Source organism: Promicromonospora sukumoe, from assembly GCF_014137995.1.
Lineage (GTDB): Bacteria > Actinomycetota > Actinomycetes > Actinomycetales > Cellulomonadaceae > Promicromonospora > Promicromonospora sukumoe.
In genome coordinates, this window is record NZ_JACGWV010000001.1 from 2131775 (window position 1) to 2145459 (window position 13685).

The window sequence follows — 13685 nt, forward strand, 5'->3', positions numbered from 1 at the left end:
TCGTGACGGACACCGGCACCGAGCCCGGGCTCCCGCGGGGAGCCCGGCTCGGGGTCGACGTCGGCATGGCCCGGATCGGGCTTGCCGCGAGCGACCCCGACGGCCTGGTCGCCACCCCCGTGGAGACCGTGCCACGGGTGCTCGCGGGCGGCCCGGCCCAGGGCAAGCAGGCGCACGGGAAGCAGCAGGGGAAGCAGTCTCCCCGGAGCGCCGAGGGCACCACCGCCGACGTCAGCCGGATCGTGGAGGAGGCGGCGGAGCGGTTCGCCGCCGTCGTCTACGTGGGGCTGCCGCGGCACCTGTCCGGCAAGGAGGGCGCGGCCACCGCCGACGCCCGCCGGTTCGCTGCCCGGCTGACCGTCGCGCTGGCGGCCGCGGGGGAGCCCGCGGAGGTGCGCCTCGTGGACGAGCGGATGACCACGGTCACCGCCCACCAGGCCCTCCACGCGGCCGGCCGGAAATCCAAGAAGCACAGGTCCGTGATCGATCAGGCCGCAGCCGTTATCATTCTGCAATCTGCACTCGACGCGGAGCGGGCGAAGGGGGAGCGCGCCGGCGAGCTCGTCGGGGTGCAGACCGTGCACGACACGCACGACCGACCGTAGCGCCACCACCCACACCCCCCGACGAAGGACAGTGAGTCTCCGGTGACGGACCTCTTCACGGCGCCCGCGCGCTCCCAGGCAGATCCCTCCCGTTCCGGGCCGAGATCAGGCCGGAGGGCGCAGCGGCGGCGCCGGCGGAACCGGCGCGGCCGTGCGCTGGTCGTACTGCTGGTCGCCCTCGTGCTGGTCGGCGGGTCCGGCTACGCCATCTGGACCAACCTCGACACCCTGACCGGCCTGAGCAACCCGCTGGAGTCCAAGGACTTCCCGGGCCCGGGCGGTGACCAGGTCGACGTCGAGATCCCGAACGGCGCCACCGGGACGGTCATGGGCCAGGAGCTCTACGACGCCGGCGTGGTCGCGAGCGTGTCGGCGTTCACCGCGGCGTTCGAGGCCAACCCCGACTCCGTGTCGATCCGCCCGGGCACGCACGCCATGCTCGAGGAGATGCCCGCGCGCGACGCCGTCGCGCTGCTCGTGAAGAACGAGATGGTGGACCTCCAGCTCACCATCCCCGAGGGCTACACGGTCGCCCAGATCGTGGACCGCGCCGTGCAGGTCACGGGCCTGCCCGCCGAGGACTTCGAGGCCGCGCTGGACGCGCCCAAGGAGATCGGGCTGCCCAAGCAGGCCGGTGGCGACGTCGAGGGCTGGCTCAACCCCGGCACCTACACGCTCAAGCCCGACAAGGACAGCGCCGTCGGGCTGCTGACGCAGATGGTCGACCGCACCGAGAAGTCGCTCCGGGACAAGAACATCCCCGGCGGCGACTGGGAGGACGTGCTCACCAAGGCGTCGCTCGTGGAGCGCGAGGGCCTGCACCCCGAGGACAAGCCCAAGATCGCCCGCGCGATCGAGAACCGGCTCGAGGACGGCATGATCCTGCAGATCGACGCCGCGGTCGCCTACGGGGCCGGCAAGCCGGGCACCGAGCTGACCAGGAAGGACCTCAACAACGCGAAGAACCGGTACAACACGTACCAGCACACCGGGCTGCCGCCGGGCCCGATCGCGAGCCCGGGCGAGACCTCCATCGACGCCGTGCTCAACCCGACCCCGGGCGACTGGAAGTACTGGATCACGGTCAACCTCGACACGGGCGAGACCAAGTTCTCGGAGACCTACGAGCAGCACCTCGCCTACCAGCAGGAGCTCCGCGACTGGCAGGCGGCCAACGGCTGAGGTGAAGAATCCCCGGAGTTGGCCTGGAATGTGCAGGTCGGGGTAGCGTTCGCGGCATCCGGCCCGAGATGTGATCGTGAGACACGGTTGCGGTGTGGTGTTCCCGGTTGGTGACCAGCGCGGATCGTCCAGTGGTCCGCGCACCGTAGAGGATGGAGCGAGCGTGACCCAGGCCCTTCCGGGAGTGAACTATCAGGGGCCACCGAGGCACGCGAGCGGCTCGCGCGGACGCCGGGGGGACCGCGACGGGCACCACCGCGGCGGACGCCGCAGCAACGGGGGACGCAGCAGCGGAGGACGCCGTGGGGGCCGGGGCGGCGGTCAGGGCGGATCGAAGCGCACGGTGATCATCATCGTCGTCGCGGCGCTGGTGGTCGTTCTCGGCCTGGGTGCGTGGACCGTGAAGAACGACGGCTACCTCTTCGGCATCGCGACGCCGCTCGCGGCCGAGGACTACGAGGGCACCGGCGGCGAGGCGGTCAGCGTCGACGTCCCGGAGCAGGCCAACGGCTACTCGATCGGCGCGCAGCTCGAGGAGCTCGACGTGGTCGCCAGCGCCGACGCCTTCGTGCGTGCGTTCAACGCAAACCCGGACGCCGGGGGCATCCAGCCGGGCACCCACGAGATGAAGCTTCAGATGAGCGCGGACTCGGCCGTGGCGCTGCTCGCGGAGAACAACATCAACCGGGCCGGGTTCACCGTGCCCGAGGGCTACACGGTCGACCAGATCCGGGCGAGCATGATCGACAAGGGCTGGCCCAAGGAGGACGTGAACGCGACCTTCAAGGACATCGCGTCGCTCCTGCCGCCCGAGGCGGGCGGCAAGGCCGAGGGCTGGCTGTTCCCGAGCTCCTACGAGGTCAAGCCGGACACGACCCCGGCCGCCGACGTCGTCCAGGAGATGGTCGCGCAGGCCATCGCGGTGCTGGACCAGCTCGACGTGCCCGCCGACCAGCGCGAGACGGTCCTGATCAAGGCGTCCCTCATCGAGCGCGAGGCGCGGCTGGCGCCGGACCGCCCCATCATGGCGGCCGCCATCGAGAACCGCCTGGCGGCCAACGAGTGGCTCGGCATCGACGCGTCGCTCCTGTACGGCCTGGGCCGCACCAGCGGTGGCCTGACGAGCGCGGAGCTCGCGGACGGCTCCAACCCGTACAACCTGAGCGTGCGCGGCAACAAGGGCCTGCCGCCCACGCCGATCGCGGCGCCGAGCCGCGCCTCGATCGAGGCGGTGATGAGCCCGGCCGACGACCCGGACGTGTTCTTCTGGTGCACCGTGAACCTGGAGACCGGTGAGACGAAGTTCGCGGACACCCAGGCCGAGCACGACCAGAACATCGCGGAGCTGCACGCCTGGATGGACGCCAACCCGGGCTGGAACGGGTAGGCGTCTGGAACGGCTGGGCGTGAAGCGCGGTCCGTGCTGCATGATCTCGGTATGAACGTCGCTCCGCGCCGCGCCGCCGTGCTCGGCCACCCCGTCGCGCACTCCCTGTCCCCGGTGCTGCACACCGCCGCCTACCGGGCCCTCGGCCTGGAGGGCTGGGACTACGCCGTGCACGACGTCACCGAGGAGACCCTCGCGGGCTTCCTCGGTGACATCGAGCGCGCGCCGGGCCGGGACTGGGCGGGCCTGAGCCTGACCATGCCGCTCAAGCAGGCGGTCATCCCGCTGCTCGACCACGTCGAGCCGCTCGCCGCGGCGGTCGGCGCCGTGAACACGGTGCTGTTCGCGGCGGTGGGCGGCGTCGTCACGACCACGGGCACGAACACCGACGTGCACGGCATCGTCGCGGCCCTCCGCGAGGGACTGGGGACGGGCCCGGGCGAGCGCCCGGTCGCCGAGGCCGTCGTGCTGGGCGGGGGAGCGACCGCGGCCTCCGCCCTGGCCGCCCTGGCGGAGCTCGGCTGCCCGTCGGCGCGCGTCTTCGTCCGCTCCCTCGACCGGATCGGCCCGCTCCGCGAGGCCGTCGCCCGGATGGGCGTCAGCCCGTCGTTCGAGGTGTTCGACGACGCCGCGACGACGGCCGCCCTGGTCCGCGCGGACGCCGTCGTCTCGACGACGCCGAAGTACGCCGCCGACGTCTGGGCCAAGCTGCTGACCGACGGGGCTGTGCTGGCCGACGGTGCTCTGCTGACCGACGGGGTCGCGGTGCCGGAGGGCTCTGTGCCGCCCGACGGTTCTGCCGTGCCGGACGGCACTGCGACGTCGTCGGACGTGCCCCACGGCGTGCTGCTCGACGTCGTCTACGACCCCCGGCCCACCGCCCTGCAGTCCGCGTGGACCGCGCTCGGGGCGCCGGCCGTCGGCGGCGAGCGGATGCTGCTGCACCAGGCCGCCGAGCAGGTTCGCCTGATGACGGGCCGCGCGGCGCCGCTGGAGGCCATGGACCAGGCGCTCCGCGCGGCGCTGCTGACGCCGGCCCGCTGAACTCGGCGAGATAGCTGCACCCGGAGGGGTCCCACTCCGAGGCGCCCGGGGAGAACCTTCGCCAGCGGGGTGTGTTGCGCAGAGTCGACATTGTCTACGCAGCGCAACACACCCCGCGCGCGGAGGTTCTCCCCGCGGCGACACGCCGACGTCGGGCCGCACGTGCCGTCGGTGTGTCGCCCACCGGACCGGTGCGCCGACCTCGTCACGCGCGTGAAACAATCCAGGCATGCTGCGTTGGTTGACATCGGGTGAGTCGCACGGTCCTGCTCTCGTGGGCGTGATGGAGGGTCTGCCCGCGGGGGTGGAGCTGACGACGTCGGACATCCAGGGCGCGCTCGCGCGCCGCCGCCTCGGCTACGGCCGCGGCGCCCGGATGAAGTTCGAGCAGGACCAGGTGCGCGTGCTCGGCGGGCTGCGCCACGGGATCTCGCAGGGCGGGCCGCTCGCGATCGAGATCGCCAACACGGAGTGGCCCAAGTGGACCGACGTGATGTCGGCCGACCCGGTGGACGCCGAGGCGCTGCTGGTCGACGCCGGCACCGGCGACGAGCGCGAGGTGGCCCGCAACCGGCCGCTGACGCGGCCGCGTCCGGGCCACGCCGACCTGATCGGCATGCGCAAGTACGGCTTCGAGGACGCGCGGCCTGTGCTGGAGCGCGCGTCGGCCCGCGAGACCGCGGCCCGCGTGGCGCTCGGCGTGGCCGCCGCGAAGTTCCTCGAGCAGGCGCTCGGCATCCGCCTCGTGTCGCACGTCGTCGCCATCGGCGAGGCCGAGGCCCCCGACGACGCCGCGCTGCCGACCCCCGCCGACGTCGCCGCGCTCGACGCCGACCCCGTGCGCTGCTTCGACGCGGCGTCCTCCAAGCTCATGGTCGAGGAGATCGACCTCGCCAAGAAGGACGGCGACACGCTCGGCGGCGTCGTCGAGGTGCTTGCGTACGGCGTGCCGTCCGGCCTGGGCACCTACGTGCAGGGCGACCGCCGTCTCGACGCGCGCCTGGCCGCGGCCCTCATGGGCATCCAGGCGATCAAGGGCGTCGAGGTCGGCGACGGCTTCCGCACCGCCCGCCGCCGCGGCAGCGCCGCGCACGACGAGATCGTCCGCGGCACCGCACCCGACGGCCGCCCCGGCATCGAGCGCACCACCAACCGCGCCGGCGGCATCGAGGGCGGCATGTCGAACGGCGAGACCGTGCGCGTGCGCGCCGCGATGAAGCCCATCTCGACCGTGCCCCGCGCGCTGCCGACCGTCGACACCGCCACCGGTGAGCCCGTCACCGCGCACCACCAGCGCTCGGACGTGTGCGCGGTCCCGCCCGCCGCCGTCGTCGCCGAGGCGATGGTCGCGCTCACGCTGGCCGAGGCCGCCGTCGAGAAGTTCGGCGGCGACTCCGTGGCAGAGGTGCGGCGCAACCTGGAGTCCTACGTCGCGGCCATCCCGGAGCTGCTGCAGTGACGGCCACGACCCGCCCGGTCGCCGTCATGATCGGGCCGCCCGGCTCCGGCAAGTCGAAGGTGGGCCGCACGCTCGCCGCCGGCCTCGGTGTGACCGTTCGGGACACCGACGCGGACATCGAGGAACGGGCCGGCAAGCCCGTCAGCGAGATCTTCGTGGACGACGGCGAGCCGCACTTCCGCGAGCTGGAGTCCGCCGCGGTGCTCGCCGCGCTCACCGAGCACGACGGCGTGCTGTCGCTGGGCGGCGGCGCCGTCATGAGCCTCGCGACCCAGGCGGCCCTGACGCGCTACGTGGCCGACGGCGGGCACGTCGTCTTCCTCGACGTGCCCCTGGCGATCGCCGCTCAGCGGGTCGGCATGAACCAGGCACGGCCCCTGCTGCTGGGCAACCCGCGCGCGCAGTGGCAGAAGCTGATGACCGAGCGCCGCCCCACCTACGAGCGCCTGGCGACCCTGACGGTCGTGTCGAGCGAGCGGCCCGGCGAGCAGGTCGCGGCCGAGATCATCGAGGCCCTCGGGCTGGAGCTGCGGGTCCCCGAGCTCGTGGACCCGAAGCGCGCCGAGGAACACGGCGCGGCGGAGAACAACGCGGAGGAGAACGTCACGTGAGCACGGACAGCGCCCCCACCCGGATCACGGTCCGGGGAGAGGCCCCCTACGACGTCGTCATCGGCCGGCACCTCCTGGCCGAGCTGCCGGGGCTGGTGGGCAAGGCCGCCAAGGTCATGGTGATCCACCCGGCCGCGCTGTCGGCGACGGCGGACACGATCGCCGAGGACCTCAAGGCGTCGGGCTACGAGGCCTTCGTGGCCGAGGTGCCGGACGCCGAGTCGGCCAAGACGCCGCAGGTGGCCGCCTTCCTCTGGGGGCTGCTGGGCCAGCTCGACTTCACGCGGTCGGACGCGATCGTCGGCGTCGGCGGGGGAGCCACCACGGACCTCGCGGGCTTCGTCGCCGCGACCTGGCTGCGCGGCATCCGCGTGGTGCACGTGCCGACCACGCTGCTCGCGATGGTCGACGCCGCCGTGGGCGGCAAGACCGGCATCAACACCTCCGAGGGCAAGAACCTGGTGGGCGCGTTCCACCCGCCGGCGGGTGTGCTGTGCGACCTGGCCGCACTGGGCTCGCTGGACAAGTGGGATCTCGTGGCGGGCCTGGCCGAGGTGGTCAAGACGGGCTTCATCGCCGACCCGGTGATCCTCGACCTGGTCGAGGCGCACGTCGACGAGCTGCGGAACTGGGCGGGCGCGCAGGCCACGGACGAGACCTGGGCCGTGGTGGCCGAGCTCGTCGAGCGGTCGGTCCGGGTCAAGGCCGACGTCGTCGGCGAAGACCTCAAGGAGGCGGGCCTGCGCGAGATCCTCAACTACGGGCACACCCTCGGGCACGCGATCGAGCTGGTCGAGCGCTACCAGTGGCGCCACGGCGCCGCCGTCAGCGTCGGCATGATCTTCGCGGCGGAGCTCGCGCGCATGGCCGGCAAGCTGCCCGACGACGTCGCCGACCGGCACCGCTCGATCCTCGACTCCCTGGGCCTGCCCGTGCACTACCGGGGCGACCGCTGGGACCAGCTCCTGGCCGCGATGCGCCGCGACAAGAAGGCGCGCGGCGACCTGCTGCGGTTCGTCGTGCTGGACGACGTCGCCAGGCCCGTCCGCCTGGAGGGCCCCGACCCGACGCTGCTGGCCGCGGCGTACGCCGAGGTGTCCAAGGAGCCGCCGACCAAGGGCCCGGGCACCCCGGTCACCCTGACCCTGGGCTGACCCCGGCTGCTGCTGCAGCTTGCTGAACCCAGCTTGCTGAACCCGGCCGGCTGACCCCGGAGGGCTGGCCCGGTCGGCTGAGCCGGTCGGTCGCCTCCCGTGGTCGCAATCTCCTTCGAGACCTAAGCTTTTTCGCTTTGGGGCGCCCCAGAGCGAAGAAACTTAGGTCTCGAAGGAGAGCCAGATTCGGGGCGCGGGAGCGAAACGGACATTAGCCTCGGAGCATGAACTCCGATCCTGGCTTCCGGGCCGCACGCAAGGCCGGGGCACGCGGCACGTTCGGGATGGTCTTCCCGCTGCTGTTCCTCGGCTTCCTGGTCTTCTTCGCCGGCTCGTTCGCGTCCGACGACGGTTCCGGCGCGCCGACGGCGTACGTCGTCGTCGCCTGGGTCGCGGCCGTGATCGTGCTGCTGATCTTCGTCCGGGGTGCCCGGCGCTGGGCGCGCAACCGTGCCGCCTGGTCCCGGGCCGCGCGCGGGGCGGTGTCCCTGACGCTGCGCGGTGAGGCGGTGGCTGCGGAGCGGACGGTGTCAGGACGGCCGATGCGGACGGTCGTGGTCGAGCACCGCGGCAAGCGCCAGTACCTGCACCTGTTGTTCGCGCCGGGCGCGAAGGCGAAGATCCCGGGCCCCGGGTGGGTGACGGTCGAGTTCTTCGCCGGGGACGACGCCGAGGGCCCGGCGCGGCTGACCCTGGCCGACGGCCGCACGCTGTGGGCGTTCTCCAGCAGCCTCGGGGCGGCCGTCGCCCAGCCGCGGTCCCGCGCGCGGCGCTCCACCGACGCGACGCCGGTCGGCGCCGACGACGGCGGCCTCATGGTCCCGGCGGCCGTGGTCCCCGGCCTCGACGACGACCACGGGCGCGGTGACGACCGGCCCGGCGACCCGGACCCGTCGCCGTCCCCGACGGAGAACGGCGGGTCGTCGAACACCGGGTCGTCGAACACCGGGTCGTCGGACACTGGATCGTCGAGCTCTGGTTCCTCGAGCGCCGGGTCGTCGAGTGCGGGGGCGTCCACTGCGGCGGCGTCCGGCGCTGCGGCGTCGAGCGCGGTGTGGGCCGGCGGCGACGGCTGGACCGGCGGCAGCTCCTGGGGCGGCGACCCGACCTGGTCCGGTTCGGACGGCGGCAGCGGAGGGGGCGGCGCCGGCGGGAGCGACGGCGGTGGTGGCGGCTGGTTCAGCGGCGGTGGCGACTCGGGCGGCTGGGGCGGCGGAGACTCCGGCGGCGGTGGCGGCGACTCGGGCGGCGGCTCCTGACACAGGCCCTGCCGTGGCACCGACGGCGCGGGGATGCCGACCCTGCCGTGGCACCGACCCCGCGGGGCCACTGACCCCGCGGGGCCACTGACCCCGCGGGGCCACTGACCTCACCGTGAGACCGACGGCACCATGACCGGCCTGACCGGCAGGCGTGGCAGCGGGGTCGGCACTCTGCATCGAGATCGGCAGTCTGTATCGAGATCGGCACAGCGCTGGGCCGATCTCGATACAGACTGCCGAACTGGCTCCCAGGGGCCGGGCGAACTGGCTGCCGGCGGCCGAGCGAACCGGTCGGCAGCGGCCGAGCCGCCGAAACCTGGGTGATCTTGTCCTAGTTTCTGTGCAATGCGGGAGTCTGTCGGCCTACGGTCGACGAGCGGGGGCAGGCAGCGCGCGCGGAGTGGCCGCGTGCCGACCGAAAGGTGCCCCGACATGCGCAGGGTCTACAACCTCCCGCCCGGCTGGCCGGTCCCGCCCGCGGGCTGGAAACCCGATCCCGAGTGGCAGCCCGACCCCGAGTGGTCGCCGCCGCCCGGCTGGCGGCTGTGGGTCGACGTCCCGGACGAGGAAGCGGCCTCGTCCAGAAGGAGCGGGCGCTGGCGGGTGGTCGGCTGGGCCGGGGCGGCAGTCCTGACCTTCTTCGTCGGCCTGGGCATCGGTGGGGGACAGTCCGACCCCGCGGTCGCCGAGGCAGAGGCGTCGGCGTCGGCCTCCGCCGCTGCGGCGGTGGCAGCCGCGGACGACGCGCGTGCCGAGCTCGCGAGCGAGCAGGAGGCACTCGCCGAGGCCCAGGCGACGCTGAAGAGCGACGAAGCCGCGCTGGCCGACGACCAGCAGGGCCTGAAGAAGCGCACCGACGCCGTCGCGAAGCAGGAGAAGAAGCTCCGGACGCGCGAGGACAAGGTCGAGACCGCAGCCGCCAAGGTGGACTCGCGCGAGTCGGATGTGGCCGAACGCGAGGCCGCGGTCGAGCAGGCGGAGGCAGCGGAGGTCGTGGGCGGCGGTGCCTCGGGCGGCGGGTCGGACGGCGGCTCAGATGCCGGGTCGGACGGCGGTGCGGCGTACTACGAGAACTGCGACGCGGCACGGGCCGCGGGCGCCGCACCCGTGTACCGCGGTGATCCGGGCTACGCCTCGCACCTGGACCGCGACGGCGACGGCGTCGGCTGCGAGTAACACGAGGCCCGCCCAGGCCGGCAGTACGCAGCGAGATCGGCAGTCGGCATCGAGATCGGTCCACCGCTGGACCGATCTCGATGCCGACTGCCGAACTGACATCTCCGCTGCCGACCAGCCCTACTCCCAGAGCCCCCGCTCGATCAGCACGTCCTTGAGCAGGTCGGCGCGGTCCGTGATCAGCCCGTCGACGCCGACGTCGATGAGCTGCCGCATCTCGTCCGGGTCGTCGATCGTCCAGACGTGCACCTTCTTGCCGAGCGCGTGGGCCGCCTCGACGGTGGCCGGGTCCACGACGGTGATCGAGTTCTCGCGGACCGGCACCTGCAGCGCGTCGACGTCGCGCAGCGCGCGCCGGGCCAGCGCCGGCACGTGGATGCGCACCCCGGTCAGGAACCGCGCGATCTCCTTGCGCCCCGCCGACGTCGCCACCGGGCGGGACAGCTTGGTCAGGGTGGCGCGCCGTCGGGCCACCTCGAAGGAGGTGACGCACACGCGGTCCCACGACGACGTCCGCTCGATCGCGCGGGCGACCGGCCCGACGCTGGAGCCGTGCTTGACGTCGATGTTCACGCGCAGGTCGGGCCACCCGGCCAGCAGGTCCTCCAGCAGCGGCACCGGCTCGACGCCGCCGATCCGCGCCTCGCTCACCTCGGACCACGGCAGCTCCGCGACCAGGCCGGTCCCGTCCGTGGTGCGGTCGAGCGACTCGTCGTGCAGCGCGACGGCGACGCCGTCGACGGTCCCGTGCGCGTCCGTCTCCACGTAGCGGTAGCCGAGGTCGACGGCGGCGCCGAACGCCGCCAGCGAGTTCTCCAGCCCCTCCGTACCGGCCGAGGCGTGCGCGAAACCGCGGTGGGCGAGGGCCTGGAAGGGCCCCTCGAAATAGGTCACTGGCTGTCCCTCATCAAGTCGAACCTCACGTGTCGATGCTGCTCTGGGTCCATTTCAACATGCCGTCGAGGTACGCCTCGCGCGGCCCCCCCGCCGACAGCGACAGGTCGTGCACGCCGCCCGGCACGACGAGCTCCGTGACGTCCTGCCCCAGGCCGGGGGCGAGCGCCGCCATCTGCCGGACGTCGAGCACCGTGTCCTGCGCGTCGAGCATCGGGTTCTCCAGCGTGTCCGGGCCCGAGGAGTCGGACCGGGCCAGCAGCACGGGGCACGCGATCTCCAGACCTGCGGCGACGCGCGCCTGCCCGCGGCGGACGGCGACGAACCACCCGACCCGGCCGGGCACGCCCTCGGGACGCTTGAGCGTGGTGTCGAACTCCCACCGCCCGCCGTTGGCGGCCAGCAGGTGCTCGGCGTAGCGCGACGGGCCGTCGCTGATGATCGCCGTCGACGCGAGGCGCCCGACCGTGTCCAGCACGCGCGTGCCGACGGTGCGCTGCCAGTGCGGCGCCCGCAGGTCCAGGAACGGCGAGTTCAGCACCAGGACGTCGGGCCCGGCGTCGGCCCCCGCCGCGTTGCGGTGCGCGTGCGCCCACAGCGAGGCGGTGAGCCCGCCTGTGGAGTGGGCGTGCACCACGAGGGGCAGCCCGGGCTCCAGGCGGCGCACCGCGCGGGCGGCGGCCGCGATGTCGGTCGCCTGCTCGCGCAGGTCGAGCACGAAGTGCGGGATCTGGTCGGGCTGGAGCGACCGCCCGGCGGCCCGGAGGTCGACGGCGTAGAAGGCGTATCCCGCCGCGGTGAAGGTACGGGCCAGGTGCTCCTGGAAGAAGTAGTCGTTGTACCCGTGCACGTGGATCACGGCGGCCCGCGGCGGCTCGCGGTCGGCCGGGTACGGGTAGCGCACCAGTGTGGCGGGCCCGAGCCGCGCCTCCTGGAACGGCTCGCCGAGCAGGTGGTCGGTGCGCCAGCCGAGCGCGTCGTCCGGGGAGCTGTCTTTCATCGAACCGTCGTCCAGAGAGCTGTCTTCGAAAGAACCAGGCACCTGGGGATCGTATGCCGTGGAGGTGAACGGTCGCAGTTCGCGTGGCCCTGAGCTCGCGTGATCCAGGGCTCGCGGGACTGGGCTCACAGAACTGGGCGCGGCGTGCGGCGCCGTCAGACGGGTCGCAGCCCCGCCAGCAGGATCTCCAGGTACGGCTCGCGGTCGGACGACGCCCCCAGCCGCACCGCGTGCTCCATCCCGCACACCAGGTGCTCCACCTGCGCGGTGGTCAGGTCCGGCCGGATGACGCCGGCGGCGCGCGCGGCGACCAGGATCTGGTCGAACCCCGTGAGGATCTCCTGCTTGGCCGTGTGCACCTCGTCGGACTCGTCCTCGGCGGACAGGAGCACGGGCTGCAGGCCGCCCTCCTCGAGCTGGAGGTCGAGGGCGGCGCGCAGGAGGTTCGCGATCGCCGTGGCCGGCTCCGGCTCGGCGACGGCCTCACGGACCAGGACGCGCAGCCGCTCGAGCGTGTCGAGGGTCAGGGCCTCGACGAGCGCGTGGGTGGTGGGGAAGTGGCGGTAGACGGTGCCGACCCCCACGCCGGCCTCCCGGGCGAGGTCGTTGAACCGCAGGGCGCCGGGGTCGTGGCGTCGGGCCACGTCGAGGATGCGTGCGCGGCTGCGGGCGGCGTCGGACCGGAGGGCGGGCATGGGGTGAGCCTACCGCAGAACCGGATGGAAGATCCGTTTCGGGTGCTACGCTCAAACGGATAGATCATCCGGATAGTGTCGACAGAACCGAGGACCGCCATGAGCACCCACCGAACCGCAGGCCAGAACCAGCACCCGGCTGCTACTCCGACAGACCACCCGGGCTGGGACCCCGCCCGTCTGCCCGACCAGACCGGTCGCACCCACGTCGTGACCGGCGCCACCGCCGGCATCGGCTACTTCGCCGCCGAGCAGCTCGCCGCCGCCGGGGCGCACGTCGTGCTCGCGTCACGCTCGGCGGCCAAGCTCGCCACGGCCGTCGCCTCCATCGAGCGGGAGGTGCCGGGCGCGCGCCTCGACACCGTCGTCGTCGACCTCGCCTCCCTCGCTTCCGTGGCCGACGCCGCCGAGCGGATCTCCGCGCTGCCCCGCCTCGACGGGCTGCTGCTCAACGGCGCCTCCATGTCCATGAAGCGCCGCGCGACGACGTCCGACGGGCTGCCCCTGCTGCTCGGCACCCACGTGGCGGCCAACGCCGCCCTCCTGGCGGGCACGCTCCCGGCGCTCGCGGACAGCGGGCGTCGGCACGGGACGGCGCGCGTGGTGCACACCTCCACGGGCTTCGTCGAGCAGTTCCCGATGTCCGTCGACGACGTCCGGCGCACCCCCGCCACGGCCATCGCCGCCTACGTCAAGGCCAAGACGGTGACCGAGGTGCTCGCCTTCGAGGTCGCGCGCCGCCTGGAGGCCGCCGACGTCCCGGTCGCCTCCCTGGTCACCCGGCCCGGCGTCGGCGTCGACGCCCGGACGCCGCACCGCGCGGGCATCCGCGACAGAAGCACCACCTACCGGCCCAACCCGTACACGCCGTGGGCCCAAGGCAAGGACGGCGCCGCGTGGTCGGCCGTGCGCGCCCTGACCGACCCGGAGGCGCGCAACGGCCAGTACTACGCCCCGGCCGGGCGCCTGCGCGGCGCACCGGTGCGTGTCGAGCCGACCGCCCGGACCGCGAACCCCGACGGCGACCTCGCGGCGCGCGTGTGGGCCCAGGTCGAGGAGCTCGCGGGGACTGCGCTCACGATCCCGGCGGCTACGATCCCGACGCCTACGATCCCGACGCCGTCGGGCACGGCGAAGGTGTCGGCGGCGGTCCCGGTCCAGGAGTAGCCCGTCGACGACGCCGTTGCAGCCGGACGGCGCCGTGGCAGGATGTCCG

At 73.5% G+C, this 13685-nt stretch carries 13 protein-coding genes; 10 read left to right on the plus strand and 3 right to left on the minus strand.

Going from position 1 to position 13685, the window contains the following annotated elements; translation table 11 throughout:
* Positions 1-2 precede the first annotated feature (2 nt).
* From ruvX to FHX71_RS29200, 9 genes are all read left to right on the plus strand, one after another.
* Positions 3-605: a Holliday junction resolvase RuvX gene (gene ruvX / locus FHX71_RS09375; RefSeq protein WP_182615646.1), complete on the plus strand. Its 603-nt coding sequence runs from the start codon at positions 3-5 to the stop codon at positions 603-605.
* Between the two features lie 42 nt (positions 606-647).
* Positions 648-1787 carry an endolytic transglycosylase MltG gene (gene mltG / locus FHX71_RS09380; RefSeq protein ID WP_182615648.1) on the plus strand — a complete coding sequence of 380 codons (1140 nt, stop codon included), beginning with the start codon at positions 648-650 and terminating at the stop codon, positions 1785-1787.
* 343 nt (positions 1788-2130) lie between these two features.
* The gene (gene mltG, locus FHX71_RS09385) at positions 2131-3174 is read left to right on the plus strand and encodes an endolytic transglycosylase MltG (RefSeq protein WP_182615650.1); all 1044 of its coding nucleotides are present in this window, start codon (positions 2131-2133) and stop codon (positions 3172-3174) included.
* A 51-nt stretch (positions 3175-3225) separates the two neighbouring features.
* Positions 3226-4218 carry a shikimate dehydrogenase gene (locus FHX71_RS09390; protein ID WP_182615653.1) on the plus strand — a complete coding sequence of 331 codons (993 nt, stop codon included), beginning with the start codon at positions 3226-3228 and terminating at the stop codon, positions 4216-4218.
* A gap of 229 nt (positions 4219-4447) precedes the next feature.
* Positions 4448-5677 (plus strand): chorismate synthase, encoded by a 1230-nt coding sequence (aroC, locus tag FHX71_RS09395; protein ID WP_182615656.1) that lies wholly within the window; start codon positions 4448-4450, stop codon positions 5675-5677.
* Between the two features lie 26 nt (positions 5678-5703).
* A complete protein-coding gene (locus tag FHX71_RS09400) occupies positions 5704-6288 on the plus strand; it encodes a shikimate kinase (RefSeq protein WP_246402988.1) in 585 nt (194 codons plus the stop codon).
* Positions 6285-7442: a 3-dehydroquinate synthase gene (gene aroB, locus FHX71_RS09405; RefSeq protein WP_182615660.1), complete on the plus strand. Its 1158-nt coding sequence runs from the start codon at positions 6285-6287 to the stop codon at positions 7440-7442. The genes FHX71_RS09400 and aroB overlap by 4 nt, the downstream gene beginning before the upstream one ends.
* 224 nt (positions 7443-7666) lie before the next feature.
* A complete protein-coding gene (locus tag FHX71_RS09410) occupies positions 7667-8701 on the plus strand; it encodes a hypothetical protein (protein WP_182615662.1) in 1035 nt (344 codons plus the stop codon).
* A gap of 435 nt (positions 8702-9136) precedes the next feature.
* Positions 9137-9880 (plus strand): excalibur calcium-binding domain-containing protein, encoded by a 744-nt coding sequence (locus FHX71_RS29200; RefSeq protein ID WP_246402434.1) that lies wholly within the window; start codon positions 9137-9139, stop codon positions 9878-9880.
* A 120-nt stretch (positions 9881-10000) separates the two neighbouring features.
* Here FHX71_RS29200 and FHX71_RS09420 read toward each other — a convergent pair whose 3' ends face one another.
* From FHX71_RS09420 to FHX71_RS09430, 3 genes are all read right to left on the minus strand, one after another.
* Positions 10001-10774 carry a glycerophosphodiester phosphodiesterase family protein gene (locus FHX71_RS09420; protein WP_182615664.1) on the minus strand — a complete coding sequence of 258 codons (774 nt, stop codon included), beginning with the start codon at positions 10772-10774 and terminating at the stop codon, positions 10001-10003.
* A gap of 25 nt (positions 10775-10799) precedes the next feature.
* Positions 10800-11774, minus strand: a complete 975-nt coding sequence (locus FHX71_RS09425; protein WP_182615666.1) for an alpha/beta hydrolase — start codon at positions 11772-11774, stop codon at positions 10800-10802.
* 155 nt (positions 11775-11929) lie between these two features.
* Positions 11930-12469: a TetR/AcrR family transcriptional regulator gene (locus FHX71_RS09430; RefSeq protein WP_182615669.1), complete on the minus strand. Its 540-nt coding sequence runs from the start codon at positions 12467-12469 to the stop codon at positions 11930-11932.
* Between the two features lie 99 nt (positions 12470-12568).
* Here FHX71_RS09430 and FHX71_RS09435 point away from each other — a divergent pair, with 99 nt between their 5' ends.
* On the plus strand, positions 12569-13636 hold the full coding sequence (locus FHX71_RS09435; RefSeq protein ID WP_182615671.1) for an SDR family NAD(P)-dependent oxidoreductase: 1068 nt from the start codon (positions 12569-12571) through the stop codon (positions 13634-13636).
* The last annotated feature ends 49 nt before the right edge of the window (positions 13637-13685 follow it).